The sequence below is a fragment of the Dellaglioa sp. CoH-57-MRSF-16 genome (assembly GCF_056782055.1).
In genome coordinates this window covers 79,256-98,942 of sequence record NZ_JBXAXZ010000005.1, presented here as the reverse complement: position 1 = coordinate 98,942, position 19,687 = coordinate 79,256, and the positions used below count along the sequence as shown (strand labels likewise).

The following is a 19,687-nucleotide window of genomic DNA, read 5'->3' as shown; positions in this document are numbered from 1 at the left end:
CGAACACAGAAGTTAAGCTTCTTAGCGCCAAGAGTAGTTGGGGGTCGCCCCCTGCGAGGGTAGGACGTTGCCATGCTAATAATAAATAAAAAAAGGACATTAACATAATTGTTAATGTCCTTTTTTTATGCGATTGTAAAATAAAAAGCCGCTTACCGGATTTGAACCGGTGACCCCCACCTTACCATGGTGATACTCTACCTACTGAGCTAAAGCGGCATTACTATAAAAGTCTATAGTAATATTAAAAATAAATCAACCTAAATTTAAACAATCAAAACACTAGAATTATTTATGGAATTCGTAAGCAACGGAGATAGTGACTCAATGGAAAAGATAGTTAAGGTATGCATTGCTCGTGAACAAAGAGTATAAAGGGTACCAAGATCATTTTTTGAAATATAATTTTTTTTTGAAATATCAAAAGCAATAACAGAATCAAATTCCAAGCCTTTAGCTAAATAAATAGGTAATATTATTGTTTCTTCTGGAATTTTTCTGTCGCCATCTGTAACCATTGTTAATTTTACTAATGATCTGAGTTCACTATATAGTAATTTACATTCAGCCAAATTTTTAGTGATGATAGTTACTGGTTGGTTATTAGTATCACCATTTTTAATTAGGGCTATTAAAGATGCTAGTGCAGAAGCCCGGGTTTTACTAAAGTATATTTTAGGTAATTCGCCATGACGTGTGAATGATTCAATGCTATTTCCGTCTGGTAGCAATGATTTTGCAAAATTAGTAATTTCAAATGTTGATCGGTAACTTTTATTTAAAATAATTAAATTAGTTTTTTTAACTTGTAAAATATGATTTAAATTTTCTAAAAATTTAGCTGGTAAGATTAAATCATAGAATAAAGCTTGCTCACTATCTCCTAAAAGTGTTAATTTAGCGTTAGGAAAACAATTTTTTAAATATAAGAGTTGCAGCGGAGAGTAATCTTGAATTTCATCAATAAAAAGATGTTCGATATTTCTATTTTGACCATCACCCGTTAGTAAGTCTCGTAGCAATAGTAGTGGTGTGGCATCTAATAACGTGATTTTATGAAGCTCTAAGTTTGATTGGAATGATTTTTTTTCTTCTATTGAAATTGTAATTTCAAGGAATTTAGCATATTGCTCATAAATATCAATAAAATAATTATTGTAAATCGCATCATATACAATATTAAAGCGATCTTTTAATATAATGGTACCAATATATGATATTTCTTTATCAATACTATCAAATTCATCGCGTTCATAATCACTTAAATATGTTTCATATTGAGAATCAGATAACGAATCAATTTCTTCACGCATCCAATCAGATTCTGCCATTTCGGCAATTCTAGTTTTTAATCGTTTTGTTAGTGTATTTTTTGTTGCGGTAAATTTATCTGATGACAACATATTATGTGGTAGATGTGTAAATATATTAGCGATTTCTTCTTTTTTAAAGAACGGGATACCTTCATAAATGATATCTGTGAAGGCTAATTCAGATGAATCTACTGCATTTAAGTAATTTTCAATTGTTTTTTTTAAAAGTGCATTACCTCTTAAATCAGATGAAGCATGTTTATTGTTTGACTCATAATTTTCAAATAAGGTTTCAACCTTTAATCCTTGAAAACGATTAGAGAAGAATTCGGCTAACGTGACTTGTCTCATGTTCTTTTCGCCCAGGCTAGGTAGTACATCGGAAATATAGTGACTGAAAAGTAGATTTGGAGAAAATAATATAATTTGATCCGCATTTAGTGATGTTCTTGAGTGATAGAGTAGAAATGCAATACGTTGTAGAATAGCGGATGTTTTCCCACTTCCGGCAACCCCCTGGACAACTAATAAGTCACTTGTTGTATCTCGAATAATTGTGTTTTGTTCTTGTTGAATTGTAGAAACAATATTTTTCATCTGTGTGTCACTTTGTTCGCCTAAAACTTGTTGCAATAATTCATCGCCAATTGTTTCATTGGTATCAAACATCGATAGGATTTTACCTTCTTTAATTTGAAATTGACGTTTTTTGGATAATTCTGTCATTTGAGTTCCTTGTGGTGTCTTATAAGAAATATGACCCAATGCGCCGTTATAATAAATACTTGAAATAGGTGCACGCCAGTCATGTATTAGAAAATTTTGATGATCATCTACTAGAGAGGCTAGACCAATATAGAGTTGTTCCTGTTCTGGATCGCCATCGTCTTGGATGTCGATACGTCCAAAATAAGGTGAATCGCCTAATTGTTTTAAAGTATGAACCTGTTTTTCTAATATTTCTTCAGTTTGGATAGTCGTGGCGACCAATTGTTTCTGTTGTTGCACTTCGGCATTCGTTTCAATTCTATCATCAACTTCAAAAGTATTGATTTTGGCATTATCTACATAGTTTTTTTCAACTGATGAGGTTTCTTTATGTGCTTTTTCACATAGTTCGGCTGTTTTAATAGATTGGTGATTAATTTCAGTAATAATTGAATCAACTCTATTTTGTTCGATTTCTTCTTCTGACATCTTAATGCCCCCTTTGTACTATTGACCTAGTTTAAAGGTTTTTGAAATATTCGTCTAGTATTTAATATTATTTGATTTTTTCTGTTGAACACGCTACACTTACACTAATAGATAATTCATTGATTATTGCGAAGTAGGAACGCCAACTAGAACAGGGACATACTGATTTTGCTGGAAGGTATGGTGGCGGACTGAATTGGATATATGAGAATTTTGGGTAACCTCCTTATCGGTAAGTGGCAGAATTTTATTCTGCAATTTAGGTGGTACCACGAGACAGTCGTCCTATTGTTATTTACTAACAATAGGACTTTTTTTATAGATAGAAAGGGAGCGTAAATATGACAAAAAAAGTAGTCTTATCAGGGGATCGACCTACGGGGAAACTACATATCGGGCACTACATCGGTTCATTAAAGAATCGTGTTGAAATGCAAAATTCTGGTGATTATGAGATATTCATCATGATTGCTGATCAACAAGCTTTGACAGATAACGCACGTGATCCGGAAAAAATTAAAAATAGTTTAATTCAAGTAGCGTTAGATTATCTAGCGGTTGGTATTGATCCAAACAAATCAACTATTTTTGTTCAATCTCAAATTCCTGCATTAACGGAACTAACAAGTTATTACTTGAATTTGGTAACTGTTTCTCGCTTGGAACGTAATCCTACAGTTAAAGCTGAAATTCAACAAAAGAATTTTGAACGCAGTATTCCTGCCGGATTTTTTGTTTATCCGGTTAGCCAGGCTGCAGATATTACAGCATTTAAAGCAACAGTTGTACCTGTTGGCGATGATCAAGAACCAATGATTGAACAAACACGCGAAATCGTTAGAAGTTTTAATACAATTTATCAACAAGATATTCTTGTTGAACCAGAAGGTGTCTTCCCTCCAAAAGGGCAAGGACGTTTACCTGGATTAGATGGTAATGCAAAAATGAGTAAGTCACTAGGAAACGGGATTTTCCTTGCCGATGATGCGGAGACATTGAAGAAGAAAGTAATGTCAATGTATACAGATCCAGATCATATTCATGTTGAAGATCCAGGTAAAGTTGAGGGTAACATGGTATTTACTTATCTTGATATCTTTGATAAAGATACTGAAAAAGTTGCCGAACTTAAGGCCCAGTATCAAGCAGGTGGCTTAGGCGATGTTAAAATTAAACGTTATTTAAATGAAGTACTTGAAGCTGAGTTAGCTCCAATTCGTGAACGACGAGCTGAATTAGCTAAAGATCCTGAAGCCATTTATGCAATGTTAAAAGCGGGTAGTGATAAAGCTAATGCTGTTGCAAACCAAACATTGAACGAAGTTAGAGATGCGATTGGAATTAATTATTTTAACTAGTTCGGTTGTGAAACGTTTCTTTGATTTAGTATGAGGTGAGTAATAATGGAAAAGTTTGTTTTATTGGATTTGGGTTCAAATTCGGTTCGATTATCAATTAACGAACAACTTGATAATGGACAATTTAAAGAAATTAAGCGTTTAAAATCGGAAACACGATTATCTGAAGGGATGGGGAAATCCCGAGTGTTACAGGAACATGCGATGGCTAGGACAATTGAAGCCTTAGTTAGTTTTAAAAAACAATATGATATTTATGGACCGGTTGCTGTACATGGAATTGCCACTGCAGCTGTACGAATGGCTCGAAATCAAAAAGAATTTTTACGTCGAATTAAAGAGGCAGTTGGTGCTGATATTGAAGTTTTAAGTGGGGATGATGAAGCTTATTACGATTATATGGGTGTAATGGAAGCCTTACCAATTCATGATTGCTTGATTTTGGATACAGGTGGCGCAAGCAGTGAATTAATCCATGTGGTTAATCGAAAAGTGGTACATCTTGTGAGTTTGCCATTTGGTGCAGTGACTTTATCCGAAAAATATTTAAAAAATGAACAGATTACGAGTAAAGAATTATTTCAGTTAATGGAGTACTTGGTGACCGCTTTTCAAAAGTTGGAGTGGTTGAAGGAAGCAATGGAGTTGCCCCTCGTACTACTTGGCGGCTCAAATCGAATTATTGGACGTTTAAACCGCAAAAAACAGAAGCTAATTAATACGGAGGCAATTAATGGCTATCAATTGTCACGTAAGGCAGTTTCATTAACTTTTGAGGACTTGGTAGGCTTGACGACTAAAAAGCGTGCACAAGTCAGTGGTATAGCTTCTAACCGTGCGGATATTATTGTAGGTGGAATTGCACCAGTTGTTGTTCTGGGACAATATTTAAATTCTGTTGGTGTCATTTTTTCTGAAAGTGGTGTCCGAGAAGGTTATTTAACAACTAAATTAGGTAAATAAAAAGACATCAAAAATTGATGTCTTTTTATTTTGGTAAAATATCTTCGAATGTCATTGCTGATAAAAATTTTTGAATGCGTTCTGTAGGGTGATTGAAAAATTCGTCTGGTGAACCATTAAATAAGATATTGCCATCTTCTAGAAAAATGATATTATTGGCAACAGCTTTTGCAAAGGCCATATTATGAGTAACGATAACCATTGATTTTTTTTCTATATCCAACTTAAGTAGAACTCTTAAAACCTCTGCTTCTAATTCAGGATCTAGTGCAGAAGTTGGTTCATCAAATAATAAATATTTAGGATTCATTGCCATTGCTCTAGCAATAGCTACACGTTGTTGTTGACCACCAGATAACTGGCTTGGATAGTAATTAGCACGATCTGAAAGACCGACTAATTCTAAAAGTTCTTCAGCGCGTTGTGCAACAATTAATTTTTGTTCCTTTAAAACGTGAAGGGGTCCTTCCATAACATTTTTCAAAACAGTTAAATGAGGAAATAAGTTATAGTCTTGGAAAACCATACCTGTTTCACGACGAACTTCCAAAATTGTTTTTTCACTGATTGGTTGGGTAAAGTCGATCTTTTTATCATCTAATGAGTAGAGACCTTCTTCGGGTTGTTCTAATAAATTAAATGAGCGTAATAAGGTTGATTTACCGGAACCAGAAGGACCAACGATGACGGTTGTTTCGTTTTCTGGTAATTCAAATGACAACGATTTTAAGACTTTATGTTGGTCGAAGTATTTATTAACATTTTCAAATTTAATCAAAGTTAAGACCTCCTAGTTATTTTTAATGTAACGCGATGTTCTTTTTTCTAGATAATATTGACCAACGTTTAAAATTGAGCAAAAGACTAGATAAACGACCGCTACTTCACAGTATAAGGTCATAGGTTCATAAGTTCTTGCCGCAATTTGTTGACCAACGGAAAACATTTCGACAATCGTGATTGAGAAGGCTAATGACGTATCCTTTATTAAACCAATGAAACTATTTGATAAAGGTGGAAGTGAGACCCGTGCTGCTTGTGGTAAAATAACGCGAAATAACACGGTTGTGTGTGTCATACCAATGGCGTAACCAGCTTCCCACTGACCTTTTGAAATTGATAGAATAGCTGCACGAATTGTTTCCGATGCATAAGCACCAACGTTTAATGAAAAAACAATAACAGCGGCACTGAATGCGCCGAATTCAACTGTATAAGGTGCTGGTAATCTAGGTAGTCCATAAAATAGGATAAATAATTGCACAATCAAAGGCGTTCCTCTGAAAATCCAAACATAGAATGAAAAGAATGCTTTACCAATCCCTTTTAAAATTTGGGTGAAGGTACTGCCTTTTTTTATATCTGATATTCGAACTAGTGCGGTGATAATTGCGATGATGATCCCGATAACGAATGAAATTATCGTCAAAGGGATAGTGTAGCGAATTCCAGCTTCTAAAATGGTTGGGAGTGAATCAATAACAAGTTTCATAAACGCGGAACCTCTCTTAATCTATTATTAATAAAAAAAGACTGATGACAAAATGGATTTTGCACCAGTCCTTTTGGAATTATTTATTTGTGATGTCGCTACCAAAATATTTTTTTGATAGTTTTGATAATGAGCCATCAGCACGTAATTCTTTAAGTGCTTTGTTTAATTCTTTTTGTAATTTTGGGTTGTCCTGTTGGATTAAGCCAGCAACTTTTAATGCTGGAATTTCAGAACCTGTTGAAATTGTTTTAATGTTCGTATCAGGTTTTTCTTTTAAGTATGAATAGACAGCATCGTTACTGTTAATGGTACCATCAGCCCGACCATCTAGGATTAAACTGATTGTATTTGCAAAATCATCTGTTGAGACAACATCAGCACCAAGGCGTTCAGCATCGGCTCCATTTTCACTTGTAACCGTTTGTGCCATCTTTTTACCCTTAATATCTTTAATCGTTTTAATAGAAGAGTTATTATTTTTGACGACTAAAATTGATTTTGAATAAATATAAGGTGATGTAAAGTTGTATTTATCTTGACGTTCTTTTGTAACACCAACGTTGTTTAAAACAACGTCGTATTTGTTAGCATCTAATCCTGCAACTAATGAATCCCATTTTGATTCGATAAATTTAGGCGTTAAATCCATTTTTTTAGCTAATTGTTTACCAAGATCAACTTCGAAACCAGTTAATTTATTGTTACTATCGTGGTAACTATAAGGGCGGTAAGTACCTTCTAATCCGATTGTTAATGTACCCTTTGTTTGTGTTACATCGGATGCTGTATCTTTCGATTTACCGCAGGCGGTTAAAGCAAGAGCAATCAATAACACACTGGCAAGACTTAATATTTTTTTCATTTTAGTACGCCCCTTTTTTTAAAAGTAATATATTATCTATCTATAATAGCGTAAAATAAGCTAAGAAACCAATTATTTCTCTTACTAAAAGTAAAAACAACAAAAAGGACTAAGGTAATGACAAAATTTATAAAATTTTATCAAAAAAAATGGCATGATAGATTAATAACCTTATTAAATGACAATCTTATTTCAGATGATGAAAAATTAGAAATAGAAACGCATGCTCTTAATCATGAATTAGGGGATCAGATGACTGAAAATTATATAGCAGATTTTACCTTGCCAGAAGGTATTGCGTTTAATTATTTAGTTGATGGAAAAAAGATGACGGTCCCAATGGTAACTGAAGAACCTTCTGTAATTGCGGCAAATAATAATGGGGCAAAAATAATTGCATCTGCGGGTGGATTTACAACAAAAATTAAATCACGCTTAATGATAGGTCAAGTTATTTTAGAAAATATTGATGATGCGGATAACGTTATCAACCAAATTAATGAACAACAATTGAATTTAATTAAAATAGCGAATGCTGCTCGTCCTTCACTTGTAAAACGAGGCGGTGGCGCACGTTGGGTCAGAGTTCGAAAACTAGCAGCTGATCTAATTTCGGTAGATTTAGCAGTAGATGTTCAAGAAGCAATGGGCGCTAATAGTGTAAATACAATGATGGAGGCAGTTGGTGAAACGCTGCAAACACAGTTTAAACAAGACGTCCTTATGAGTATTCTATCCAACTACGCAACAGATTCATTAGTTGAATCAAGCTGCTCAATTCCTTTTACGTTGTTAGATTCTGCAGAAATTAGTGGTGAACACATAGCTAAGAAAATTGTCTCAGCAAGTCGAGTGGCTCAACTTGACCCATATCGTGCCGTCACACATAATAAAGGTATTATGAATGGGATTGATGCGGTTCTCATTGCTTCGGGAAACGATTGGCGTGCCGTTGAAGCAGGTGCTCATGCTTATGCTAGCCAAGATGGCCAGTATCGTGGCTTGACGAAATGGTCGATAGTCAGTGATAATTTAGTTGGCATAATTAAATTACCAATGCCCATAGGAGTTGTTGGGGGTTCGATTGATATTGTCCCAATGGTTCAAATTAATAAAAAAATGATGGGTATTCGATCAGCAAAAGAGCTTGCTAGTTTGGTTGCAAGTGTTGGGTTAGCTCAAAATTTAGCGGCACTTAAAGCACTTGTTTCTGAGGGTATTCAAAAGGGACATATGGGTCTTCAACTAAAATCACTGGCAGTTAAAGTTGGCGCTGTAGACGAAGAAGTGGCACAATTAACTGAGTTATTAAAAAATGAGAATCGACCAGATACAGAGGTTGCAACAAAAAAACTAAATGAATTAAGAAAAAAAGGGGATAATTAAATGGTTGAGATTACATTACACCAAAATACACAAAATTTAATTACTACAATTAAAGAACAATTTGATGGAGAAATTAAAATTCAATATGGTGGCGAAAAAGTTGGGTTTATTAAGCATCAACAAGTAGAATCTCGGTTAGAAGATGGAAATTTCATTATTAATGTGACTGATATTACAGCACCTGATTACTTGATTTCGCATGAACTATTCCATTTTTTCTTGCAACTTAATCAGGCACCTGAATTAATGTTAAAAATGACAACGGATGATTTTAATATCGACGATAAAATCAATGCGACGGCTGTTCAACTTTATGATACGGTTTTACATGGGACTATTTTTAGATTACAAGAAGAAAATGGGTTTATTGATGATAATATTAGAGAATTATTCTATCAAGGAATCTTGGCAACAGTGACTGCTGAACCTAAAGAAGGTAGCGGCCCAGATGAATGGGGAATGTACCGATTAATCACACTTTTAGATGCTTTGGTGTTCTTTCAAAATGAAGATATGGAACAAATTACTGAAAAATTCTTAGAATTTTACCCTATCGCAACAGATGCTGCACTTAAATTATTGGAAATCTTAACATCTAATGACTTACGTGCACCTTTTGAAGCTCGCCGAGCAACGGTTGCCTTATTTAAAGCCTTCGATGCACAACTTGAAGCGTGGAAATTACCAAAAATGTACTTAAATACGTTTGCAACGTTAACACCAGTTTTCAGTGAACGTCAATTAAAATTAGAAGTACGTCAATTGTTTGATATTATGCATTCTGAATTTAAAAGTAATGTTAATTTTGCGTCAGCTTATGTTGGTATTCAAAAGAATGATCAACAAAATGCATTTGTTATTACAGTACCTAGAAATGCGGATTCAAAAGAGGTTATTTTACGTACGTACGATATGACAGTGTTAGAATTAATGCAAACAATTAAGATGCGCTTTATAGTTAGAACTGCTGAATAATGATTGATTTAGCAAAATATAATCTAGCTGTTATCACAGCTGGAAACAACATTTTATTATTAAATCGTTTGAAAAAACCATATGTTGGTCTTTGGAATGGAATTGGTGGTAAACGTGAACCACAAGAATCTGAACTTGCAGGGATGCTTCGTGAATTATATGAGGAAACAGGAATCAAAATTACCGATTCTCAATGTAGACCAACGGGTTATCTTGAATGGTCAGTGGACGACGAATATCAAGCTACAATAGCGTTATTTCATATCTCTTTACAACAACCATTTGGAAAACAATATCCACAAAGAACACGAGAAGGTATTTTAGCAGACTTTCCAGTTGAATGGGCTTTGAATAAGCAAAACGTCGGACTAACACCTGATTTAGTTCCTGTGTTACCCTATATTTTAAAGGATGAATTTCATCGATATTTGACAAATTTTAATGGTTCACAATTAGTTGATTTTAAAATTAAATTATAGTGAAGGACTGTTGTAAAATGATTGAACACAGTGAAATTTTTACTCGATTAAATAATCTAAAGACTAGATTACAATGGCTAACTTATTTTCAGCGGTTTTTTGACTTCATTCTGTTTTACTTTGGTTTTTCTAGTTTTTTTGGTGGAAATCCAATAACGTTATTTGGAACAGTTTTCACAAAAGGTGAAGGGTTACTACTAACGTTGATGGTTGCGGCGATAACGTTTAGTATCACGGCACTGAAACAAGATCCAAGACGGGTTGGGCGGATTTTAATTACCATTTTAGATGGACAGCTATCTGAAAAAGAAATTATGATTATTCGTCAATTTCAAAAATATGCACGCTAATTTTAAAAGAGATAGTCTATGTTAAACTCACGGACTGTCTCTTTTTATTGCTTAAAATCGGCTGAAAACTATGATATACTGTTAAGGAGTTTATACAGAACGAATGTTAAAAAACACATGAAATACGATACGGAAAGGGTCTTAAAAAATGACAGAAAAACCCACATTTTATTTAACAACACCAATTTATTATCCATCTGGTAAATTACATATTGGAAATTCATACACAACAATTGCGTGTGACGTCTTAGCACGTTACAAACGCCAAAAAGGATATGATGTTTTCTTCTTAACGGGAACAGATGAACATGGTTTGAAAATCGAACAAAAAGCTGAAGAATTAGGGACAACACCACAAGCTTATGTCGACGGTATGGCTAGTGATATTAAAGAATTATGGAAAACCCTTGAAATTACAAATGATAAATTTATTCGAACAACAGATGATCAACATGAAAAAGCTGTGCAATATATCTTCGATAAATTACTTAAACAAGGCGATATTTATTTAGGAGAATACGAAGGCTGGTACTCTGTTTCTGATGAAGAATTCTTTACAGAATCACAGTTGGCTGAAGTTTTCCGTGATGATGACGGTAAAATGGTTGGTGGTAAAGCGCCAAGTGGTCACGAAGTTTCATTAGTTAAAGAAGAATCATATTTCTTTAAAATGAGTAAATATGCAGATCGTTTACTAAAATATTATGAAGATCATCCTGATTTTATTCAACCAGAATCACGTAAAAATGAAATGATAAATAATTTCATTAAACCTGGTTTGGAAGATCTTGCTGTATCTAGAACGACATTTAACTGGGGCGTAAAAGTTAAAAGTAACCCTAAACATGTTGTTTATGTTTGGATTGACGCTTTAGCAAATTATATTACAGCCTTGGGTTATGGTTCAGATGATACTGAACTATTTGATAAATATTGGCCTGCAGATGTTCAAATGGTTGGTAAAGAAATCGTGCGTTTCCATACGATTTACTGGCCAATTATTTTGATGGCGCTCGATTTACCTTTACCAAAACAAATTTTTGGTCATGGTTGGTTGTTAATGAAAGACGGTAAAATGTCTAAATCAAAAGGTAACGTTATCTATCCAGAAATGTTAGTAGAACGCTATGGATTGGATGCACTCCGTTACTACTTAATGCGCGCTGTACCATTTGGTAATGATGGTGTCTTCACACCAGAAGACTTTGTTTCACGTGTTAATTTTGATTTAGCTAATGATTTAGGGAACTTATTAAATAGAACTGTTGCGATGATTAACAAATACGATGGTGGTAAAATTCCAGCATTAAAGGGTAACGTAACTGAATTTGATGGAGACTTAGGTCAAACAGCTGAAGATACAATTACGGAATATACTGAATTAATGGATAAAATGGAATTCTCAGATGGATTAAATGCTATCTGGAAATTAGTTGCTAGAACAAATAAATATATTGATGAAACACAACCATGGGTTTTAGCTAAAGATGAAGCACGTAAAGCTGAACTTGATAGTGTTATGGTACATTTAGCAGCTAGTTTACGTGTGATTGCTGTCTTAATCCAACCTATTATGACGCATGCACCTAAAGAAATTTTTGAACAATTAGGTTTAGACACGGCAGATATGGCTATTGAAGAATTAAACTACTCTGATTTCCCAATGGACAGCGTCGTTGTTGAAAAAGGAACGCCTATTTTCCCACGCTTAGATGTTGAAGAAGAGATTGCCTATATTAAAGATCAAATGACAGTTTCAGATAAGAAGAAAGGGCGTAAAGCAATGGCAGTTAATGATACAGAGGATTCTTTAGATTGGAATCCAGAAAATGTGGCTCTAAACTTAACATTACCTCAAACGACATTTGATCAATTTGAGCCAAATGAATTAAAAGTTGCTGAAATTATTCAAGTTGAAAAAGTACAAAATGCTGATAAACTATTGAAATTTAGATTAGATGCTGGTGATCCTGATCATCGTCAAATCTTGTCTGGTGTAGCAGAGTTTTATCCTGAAACAGATGTCTTATTAGGAAAAAAAGTTGTGATTGTTGCGAACTTAAAACCGCGTAAGATGAAAGGCGAAATTAGCCAAGGAATGATTCTATCTGTAGAATACGATGGTAAATTGAAATTAATTACCGTTGATGAAGATATTAAAAATGGCGCAATTGTAGGCTAAATAAAGTAAGGACTGGAAACAAAACTTGGTTTTGCTCTAGTCCTTCTTCATTTTACTGCTAGAAAGGAGAGGTATCCCTTGGAAATATTTGACACACATACACATATTAATTCTGATGAATTTACAACGGAAATTCCTGAAGTTATTGAGCGTGCAAAAGCATTTGACGTGACTAAAATGGCAATTGTTGGATTTGATCAACCAAGCATTTTGAAATCACTAGAACTATCAAAAAGCTATCCTAATTTATATTCTATAATTGGTTGGCATCCAGAAGAGGCAAAAACCTACACACCGGAGACTGAAGAAGTTTTGATAGAACAATTACAGTCGCCAAAAGTTGTCGCAATGGGTGAAATGGGCCTAGATTACCATTGGGATACGTCTCCAATTGAAACGCAGAAAAAAGTTTTCAAACGTCAGGTTGAGATTGCGAAGGCGTTAAAATTACCAATTTCTATTCATAATCGAGATGCCTTTGAGGATGTTTATACAATCCTGAAAGAAGCTGATATTCGTGATATTGGTGGCATTATGCATAGCTTTAATGGTGATGCAAAATGGGCAGAGAAATTCTTAGACTTAGGGATGCATTTATCCTATAGTGGTATTGTGACTTATAATAGTGCTAAAGAAGTTCATGAAGCCGTTAAAGTGACACCAAGCAACCGAATTTTAATTGAAACAGATGCACCATATTTAACGCCAGAACCTTATAGAGGTCAGCGCAATGAACCAGGATACACAAGATACGTCTTGGAAGCTGTCGCAAAAATTCGAGAGAGTTCAAGTATTGATATGGCAGCGGCAACATTTAAAAATGCCGAAAACTTATTTAGGATAGGGTAATATGCAGAAAATTAGAGAAGTAATCGTAGTTGAAGGTCGCGATGACACAAAACGTATCCATTTAGCTGTTAATGCAGATACGATTGAAACACGTGGCTCAGCTATTAGTGACGAAACGTTAGATCAAATTGAACTGTTGCAAGAAACTCGAGGCGTAATTGTATTTACGGACCCTGATTTTTCTGGTGAAAAAATTCGTAAAACTATTTCAGCACGCGTTCCAAATGTACAGCATGCTTTTCTGAAAAAAAGTGAAGCTGTCCCAGATCATAAAGGGAGTTTAGGCGTTGAACATGCTTCAGTTGAAGCGATTCGTGAAGCGCTAGATCATTTGTATACAGAAATGCCTGATGGCGAAACATTGATCAGCTTAGAGGATTTACAAACGGCAGGATTGATTGCCGGACCGGATGCCAAAGCTAAGCGTGAAAAATTAGGTGAGTATCTCAAAATTGGTTACACAAATGGAAAACAATTATACAATCGATTGAAACTATTTCAAATTTCACCAGAAGAGTTCGTCGACGCATTGCAAGAAATTAACGAGACAATAACGGAGGAAAAACATGGCTAACAATGATGTGCCAGACATTGCTTCACCTATTAGAACTAAAGCAATTATGGAAACTTATGGTTTAACTTTTAAAAAGAGTTTAGGCCAAAATTTTTTAACAGATAAAAACGTACTAATGAATATTGTGGACGCCGGAGATATTACGGCTGAAGATGACGTTATCGAAATCGGACCTGGTATTGGGTCATTGACTGAACAATTAGCAAGACGTGCACATCATGTTTTAGCAATTGAAATTGACCAAAATTTGATTCCTGTACTTGGCGAAACACTAAGTCCATATGATAATGTTGATATCGTGGAACAAGATATTTTAAAAGCTAATTTACCAGCGTTAGTAGAAGAACATTTTGATGGACAGCATCCATTAAAATTAGTCGCTAATTTACCTTATTACATTACAACGCCCATTATCATGCATTTACTAGAAACGGCGGTTAAATTAGATAAAATCGTTGTTATGATGCAAAAAGAAGTGGCAGAACGAATTGCAGCTGATCCAGGTAGTCGTACATATGGATCACTAACGGTAGCCGTTCAATATGAAATGGATGCTGAAGTCGCATTCGTTGTTCCAAGAACCGTCTTTATTCCACAACCTAATGTTGATTCAGCTATTATTGTTTTGAATCAAAAAGAAGGCGACGTTGAACGCCCAATTAGTGAAAAGGTCTTCTTTAAATTAGTTAAAGGAAGTTTCCAACATCGACGTAAAAGTTTATGGAATAATTTACAATCAATTTATGGTAAAACACCAGAAATTCGTGAAGCGTTACAAGCAGCATTGGATGCATCAGAAATTTCTGCTCAAATTCGTGCTGAAAAACTAAGTATTCATGAATTTATTGTTTTATCTAACAATCTTATCAAAGTAGAAGAGAAATTTAATTAACTTCTTATTGAACTACTGATGTTCGATGTGGTATAATTGCAAATCTTGTGAAACTATGGTATGATGTTTCACATAAGAAGGTGAAGCCCATCATGCCAGAAACTTTAGCCAGCATCAAAGGTACGCTAGATGCCCAAGTCGGAAAAAATTTAACGGTAGTTGCTCAAGCCGGTAGAAAGAAAACTACAGAACGTAAAGGGATTTTACGCGAAACATTCCCAGCTATTTTTGTAGTCGATTTAAACCAAGATGAGAATTCATTCGAGCGCGTTTCATATAGCTACACAGACGTATTAACAAAAAATATTGAAATTGATTTTGAAGATTAAAAATAAGTATAAAAGCCTAGGTAGGGATGTTTTTAGAACATCTTAACTTAGGCTTTTATTTTTAGAAATAATTAGTATAATTAGAGTTAATTAAGGACTTATAGGATTAGGTGAGAACATGGAGATTCGTGAAAAAGCCCCAGCTAAAATCAACTTGAGTTTAGACACCCCATTTAACCATCAAGATGGTGAACAAGAATGGCGAATGGTGATGACATCAGTTGATTTAGCAGACTACTTACATATCAAATCGCTAGACGATCGAACGGACATTACAGTGGAAACTGATAGTGGTTTTTTACCGTGTGATCACCGAAATTTAGCCTATAAAGCAGCAAAAATTTTACAGGATAAATTTCAGATTAAAAAAGGTGCCCAAATACATATCAAGAAGCAAATCCCAGTTGCTGCTGGGCTAGGTGGCGGTTCATCAGATGCAGCAGCCGTTTTACGTGCTTTGAATCAATTATGGAAACTCAATTTATCTTTAGCAGAGTTGGCAAAAATTGGTTTAAAAATTGATTCTGATGTGCCTTACTGCGTTTATAGTAGAACGGCTCATGTAACGGGTCGTGGTGAGAAGATTGCTATTTTAAAAGACTTACCCCCTGTTTGGTTAGTGGTTGCAAAACCTAAGATTAGTGTTTCAACACCAACTATTATTAGACAAATTGATTATACGCGACTCACTCATCCAAATGTAAACGCCGTTGTGAATGCAATTGAGGACGACGATATGGATGCCATAATTGATAATCTAGGTAATGCGCTTGAACCGATTACAGCTGAACGTCATCCCGAAATTACACGTTTAAAAGAAAAAATGATAAAATTTGGGGCAGATGCAGCAGAAATGAGTGGATCAGGCCCAACTGTATTTGCGATATGTCGTAAAAAAAGTCGAGCACAGCACGTCTACAATAGTTTAAAAGGTTTCTGTGAAGAGGTCTACCTAGTGAGACCGTTAAGTTGATTTTATTGCGATAATTAGCATAATTTGTTATGTTGAAGGCATTAAATACAACTGAAAATGAGGGACAACTTGTGGAAGCCTTAATTGAAATTGACTATACAAATGATTTTGTAGCGACAGATGGACACTTAACGGCGGGAAAACCTGCTCAAGAGATTGAAGCTCGAGTGATAGAATTAATGAATGAGTTTGAACAAAAAGGTGATTATGTTGTTTTAGCAACTGATATTCATTATGAAAATGACCCATTTCATCCAGAAACTAATTTATTTCCACCACATAATATTGCAGGTACAAACGGTCGTAAATTCTATGGTGAGTTGGAGCCTTGGTATCAGGCGCATAAAGATAAATCAAATGTTTATATGATGGATAAAACGAGATATAGTGCTTTTGCGGGAACGGATTTAGATTTAAGATTACGAGCTCGGTCAATTGAAACAGTGCATTTAATTGGTGTTTGCACAGATATTTGTGTTTTGCATACCGCAATTGACGCATATAATTTGGGCTATAAGATTGTCATTCATGAAAAGGCGACAGCTAGTTTTAATCAAGCTGGACATGTATGGGCACTGTCACATTTTAAGGATTCTCTGGGTGCAGAAATTAAAGATTAGTGGATTTAGTACAGCTATTGTTGGAAGAGAGTGTTGTCACTTTGTGATAGCACTTTTTTTTATTAAAAAATTGGAGATAATGACTAATTAAGCGACTAGTTAAGAACGCATCCTTCTATTTACATACTACCTAATATAGGTTAACTTTATAACTAAGACATGATTTAATGTAGCGTGTTAGATTAATCTAATTTGCAAGAAAATGGGGGATTGTCTTTGGGAGAATAAAAGCCATATTTGGGGAAAGGTATGGAGGAAACATAAGTGTTGATAGTTAGTTTATGAGTAACAGATATTGAGTACATATATAGAAAAAATAGGGATGTAATGAAGGATAAGTTAAAGTCCTAAAAATTACGAGGTGAAGATATGAAAATTTGTTCGAAATGTGGGTCTCAGAATGAAAATGATGCATTATACTGTGATAATTGTGGGCAACCGTTAGAAAATAAAAATGTTGCTCCTATGAAAACATGTCCGCAATGCAACATAGCAAATAAGGTTGAGGATCAATTTTGCAATAATTGTGGCTTTAAATTTAATCCGAAAGCGCAAGATACTAATAAAGTAGCAGCGCCAATAGTAAACAATGAAATAACAGAAAAACGAGCTAAAAATAACAACCCGATGAAAATAGTTTTAGGAATTATTTTACTTGTTATTATAGCGGGTGGCGGTTATCTTATAGCTGGAAAGTTAACGCACAAAGATAGTGTACCGACGAAGGAAACAACTACTGCAGTATCTAGCTCAAAAGAAAAGAAAACATCGGAAAAAACGCAATCTTCAGAAAATAGTTTAGTACTAAATAAAGTTAAAATTAAGAATGATATTGCAACATATATGGATGACGTTGATGGAAAAAATTCGGTCTACGTTTCGTTAACAGATGGTAGTGCACCGGTAGTTGAAAATAATCATGCGCAAGGATCAGCCAGCATGATTAAATTATTTATTTTAATTACAGCTTATTCTATGGAAAAAGAAGGGACCATCAACCTAAAGGATAGCTATGTTTTATCAGAATCGGATAAGGTCGGTGGAACGGGAGAAATCCAGAATATGAGCGCAGGTACTAGATTGTCATATAAAGAATTATTAGAAAAAATGATTGATGACAGTGATAATACTGCTGCAAATATTGTGATTGATAAACTTGGTGGATTTGCTTCAATTAATACAGAAATTAAAAAATTAGGCGCAATTAATACAACAATTAAAAGAAAAATGATGGATACAGATGCCCTTAATTCAGGAATCGATAATAAAACGTCAGTAACAGATATGGGTAAAATTCTTAAAAAAATGTATAATCATAAATTAGTGTCTAACCAATCGGATCAGGCAATGCTAGATTTACTAAAAGAAAATAAAAATCTAACTAAATTACCATCGTCCTTACCAACTGGTGTTACAGTCTATAATAAGACAGGCGAATACAACGAATATGGTATTCAAAATGATGCTGCCATTATAGAAAAAGATAAAAAGGCATTTATAGTTGTGGCGATGTCAGAATCGGGAACTGAAGATAAGCAGATTCCGGGAATGAATAGGCTAGGATTAGAATTATATCAAGATATTCTAGAGTAAAATAAGAGTTACCAGATAAAATAATGAGACGCAACATCGTAACTAATGGTTAGTTATGATGTTGCGTCTTTTTGCGCGCAAGATATTAATAGTAAATTATATTTAATTCTAATGATATAGTTCACTTTTAAATTGGAAACGGTTCACTTGCTGACAGGTCGACTTTAAATACAGTTATTATAACAAGATGAACTTATACGAATGACAGCTTAACACCGTAGTGACACTTAAAAAAGTTGACGTAGCTGTACCTAAAATGATATTCTAATATTTGTCGGTAATGGTATTGATTACTATTTAGATTACGATTTGAAAAAATGAGGGAGAAACCATGCAAAAAAAATTAATTTTAGTAAGCATAGTACTCACGATGTTAGTTGTTGTATTGACCGGGTGTGGGCAAGGGGCAACTAAGAAAGAGTCTAATAAATTACAGGTTATCACGACATTTTACCCAGTGTATGAATTTACTAAGGCAGTTGCAGGCGATAACGCAGATATAACAATGTTGATGCCTGCCGGGACAGAACCGCATGATTACGAACCTAGTGCAAAGGATATTAGTAAAATTGCGAGGTCAGATATCTTTATCTATAGTAGTAATAATATGGAAACGTGGGTTAAAAGTTTGAAATCAAGTATTGATGAAAAACAAACGCAGATTTTAAATTCTAGTCATTCAATTAAAATGATTGATGAGAACGAAGAATTGAAAAGTGAAGAGGCTGAATTAGCTAATAAAGAAGAGGAAAGTTCATTTTCATCGACTAATAATTATGACCCTCATATTTGGTTAAATCCTGAAAACGCAAAAAAAATGGTTAAAAACATTTCAAATGAATTAATTCAGCAAGATCCTAAAAATGAAAAGTATTATGTAAAACGAACAAATGCTTATTTGAAAAAATTAACGGAATTAAATCAAGAATATAAAACGACATTTAAAAATGCTAAGAATAAAACATTTGTTACGCAACATGCTGCATTTGCTTACTTGGCAAAACAATATGGACTAACGCAAGTTGCGGTTGCGGGTATTTCTTCGGATGAAGAACCTAGTCCAAGACGTTTGGCAGAGCTACAAACGTATATTAAAAAGTATCATGTAGATACCATTTTTACTGAATCTAATGATTCTAGTAAAATTGCGAATATGCTAGCTAAAGAAACAAATATTAAGGTTAAAGGATTGAATCCAATTGAAGGACTATCAAAAGTTCAAATCGAAAATGGAGAAACATACCTTTCAGTTATGCAAGATAATTTAAAATCGTTAAAAACGGTTGTTAAATAAGGA

The 19,687-nt window shown here is 34.3% G+C and carries 18 protein-coding genes, 1 tRNA gene, 1 rRNA gene and 1 pseudogene; 16 read left to right on the top strand and 5 right to left on the bottom strand.

The window, feature by feature from the left end:
- Nucleotides 1-76: ribosomal RNA gene (gene rrf, locus AC1RPH_RS06370) — 5S ribosomal RNA — on the top strand; the annotation flags it as partial.
- A 70-nt stretch (nucleotides 77-146) separates the two neighbouring features.
- On the opposite strand, the gene AC1RPH_RS06365 is transcribed toward rrf, so the two are convergent.
- Both AC1RPH_RS06365 and helD read right to left on the bottom strand, forming a co-directional pair.
- Nucleotides 147-219: transfer RNA gene (locus AC1RPH_RS06365), tRNA-Thr, on the bottom strand.
- Nucleotides 220-266: 47 nt separating this feature from the next.
- Nucleotides 267-2,510: an RNA polymerase recycling motor HelD gene (gene helD / locus AC1RPH_RS06360; protein ID WP_481761804.1), complete on the bottom strand. Its 2,244-nt coding sequence runs from the start codon at nucleotides 2,508-2,510 to the stop codon at nucleotides 267-269.
- Between the two features lie 341 nt (nucleotides 2,511-2,851).
- Here helD and trpS point away from each other — a divergent pair, with 341 nt between their 5' ends.
- Together trpS and AC1RPH_RS06350 are read left to right on the top strand one after the other, a co-directional pair.
- Complete coding sequence (trpS, locus tag AC1RPH_RS06355) at nucleotides 2,852-3,868, top strand: tryptophan--tRNA ligase (protein ID WP_481761803.1); 1,017 nt, start codon at nucleotides 2,852-2,854, stop codon at nucleotides 3,866-3,868.
- A gap of 45 nt (nucleotides 3,869-3,913) precedes the next feature.
- Complete coding sequence (locus tag AC1RPH_RS06350; RefSeq protein WP_481761802.1) at nucleotides 3,914-4,831, top strand: Ppx/GppA phosphatase family protein; 918 nt, start codon at nucleotides 3,914-3,916, stop codon at nucleotides 4,829-4,831.
- A gap of 25 nt (nucleotides 4,832-4,856) precedes the next feature.
- Here AC1RPH_RS06350 and AC1RPH_RS06345 read toward each other — a convergent pair whose 3' ends face one another.
- The 3 genes from AC1RPH_RS06345 to AC1RPH_RS06335 form a co-directional block, all read right to left on the bottom strand.
- The gene (locus AC1RPH_RS06345; RefSeq protein WP_481761801.1) at nucleotides 4,857-5,609 is read right to left on the bottom strand and encodes an amino acid ABC transporter ATP-binding protein; all 753 of its coding nucleotides are present in this window, start codon (nucleotides 5,607-5,609) and stop codon (nucleotides 4,857-4,859) included.
- 12 nt (nucleotides 5,610-5,621) lie between these two features.
- Complete coding sequence (locus AC1RPH_RS06340; RefSeq protein WP_481761800.1) at nucleotides 5,622-6,323, bottom strand: amino acid ABC transporter permease; 702 nt, start codon at nucleotides 6,321-6,323, stop codon at nucleotides 5,622-5,624.
- Between the two features lie 79 nt (nucleotides 6,324-6,402).
- Complete coding sequence (locus AC1RPH_RS06335; protein WP_481761799.1) at nucleotides 6,403-7,188, bottom strand: transporter substrate-binding domain-containing protein; 786 nt, start codon at nucleotides 7,186-7,188, stop codon at nucleotides 6,403-6,405.
- Nucleotides 7,189-7,302: 114 nt separating this feature from the next.
- Between AC1RPH_RS06335 and AC1RPH_RS06330 the strand changes: the two are divergent.
- The 13 genes and pseudogenes from AC1RPH_RS06330 to AC1RPH_RS06270 form a co-directional block, all read left to right on the top strand.
- Nucleotides 7,303-8,574 (top strand): annotated as a pseudogene (locus tag AC1RPH_RS06330) (hydroxymethylglutaryl-CoA reductase, degradative); the annotation flags it as partial.
- The gene (locus AC1RPH_RS06325; RefSeq protein WP_481761798.1) at nucleotides 8,575-9,549 is read left to right on the top strand and encodes an IpaB/EvcA family protein; all 975 of its coding nucleotides are present in this window, start codon (nucleotides 8,575-8,577) and stop codon (nucleotides 9,547-9,549) included. It begins immediately after the preceding pseudogene.
- Entirely contained in the window at nucleotides 9,549-10,028 is a 480-nt protein-coding gene (locus AC1RPH_RS06320) for an NUDIX domain-containing protein (protein WP_481761797.1), read from the top strand. Before AC1RPH_RS06325 ends, AC1RPH_RS06320 begins: the two co-directional genes overlap by 1 nt.
- A gap of 17 nt (nucleotides 10,029-10,045) precedes the next feature.
- A complete protein-coding gene (locus AC1RPH_RS06315; RefSeq protein WP_409021927.1) occupies nucleotides 10,046-10,378 on the top strand; it encodes a hypothetical protein in 333 nt (110 codons plus the stop codon).
- 148 nt (nucleotides 10,379-10,526) lie between these two features.
- The gene (metG, locus tag AC1RPH_RS06310; protein WP_481761796.1) at nucleotides 10,527-12,560 is read left to right on the top strand and encodes a methionine--tRNA ligase; all 2,034 of its coding nucleotides are present in this window, start codon (nucleotides 10,527-10,529) and stop codon (nucleotides 12,558-12,560) included.
- Between the two features lie 78 nt (nucleotides 12,561-12,638).
- Nucleotides 12,639-13,409: a TatD family hydrolase gene (locus AC1RPH_RS06305; RefSeq protein WP_481761795.1), complete on the top strand. Its 771-nt coding sequence runs from the start codon at nucleotides 12,639-12,641 to the stop codon at nucleotides 13,407-13,409.
- Nucleotide 13,410: 1 nt separating this feature from the next.
- Complete coding sequence (gene rnmV, locus AC1RPH_RS06300) at nucleotides 13,411-13,983, top strand: ribonuclease M5 (protein ID WP_409021930.1); 573 nt, start codon at nucleotides 13,411-13,413, stop codon at nucleotides 13,981-13,983.
- Nucleotides 13,976-14,875 (top strand): 16S rRNA (adenine(1518)-N(6)/adenine(1519)-N(6))-dimethyltransferase RsmA, encoded by a 900-nt coding sequence (rsmA, locus tag AC1RPH_RS06295; RefSeq protein WP_409021931.1) that lies wholly within the window; start codon nucleotides 13,976-13,978, stop codon nucleotides 14,873-14,875. Before rnmV ends, rsmA begins: the two co-directional genes overlap by 8 nt.
- 92 nt (nucleotides 14,876-14,967) lie before the next feature.
- A complete protein-coding gene (locus AC1RPH_RS06290; protein WP_409021932.1) occupies nucleotides 14,968-15,204 on the top strand; it encodes a Veg family protein in 237 nt (78 codons plus the stop codon).
- A gap of 118 nt (nucleotides 15,205-15,322) precedes the next feature.
- Nucleotides 15,323-16,177 (top strand): 4-(cytidine 5'-diphospho)-2-C-methyl-D-erythritol kinase, encoded by an 855-nt coding sequence (ispE, locus tag AC1RPH_RS06285; protein WP_481761794.1) that lies wholly within the window; start codon nucleotides 15,323-15,325, stop codon nucleotides 16,175-16,177.
- Nucleotides 16,178-16,206: 29 nt separating this feature from the next.
- Nucleotides 16,207-16,797 carry a cysteine hydrolase family protein gene (locus AC1RPH_RS06280; protein ID WP_481761793.1) on the top strand — a complete coding sequence of 197 codons (591 nt, stop codon included), beginning with the start codon at nucleotides 16,207-16,209 and terminating at the stop codon, nucleotides 16,795-16,797.
- A 369-nt stretch (nucleotides 16,798-17,166) separates the two neighbouring features.
- The gene (locus AC1RPH_RS06275; RefSeq protein WP_481761792.1) at nucleotides 17,167-18,390 is read left to right on the top strand and encodes a serine hydrolase; all 1,224 of its coding nucleotides are present in this window, start codon (nucleotides 17,167-17,169) and stop codon (nucleotides 18,388-18,390) included.
- Between the two features lie 331 nt (nucleotides 18,391-18,721).
- A complete protein-coding gene (locus AC1RPH_RS06270; RefSeq protein WP_481761791.1) occupies nucleotides 18,722-19,684 on the top strand; it encodes a metal ABC transporter substrate-binding protein in 963 nt (320 codons plus the stop codon).
- The last annotated feature ends 3 nt before the right edge of the window (nucleotides 19,685-19,687 follow it).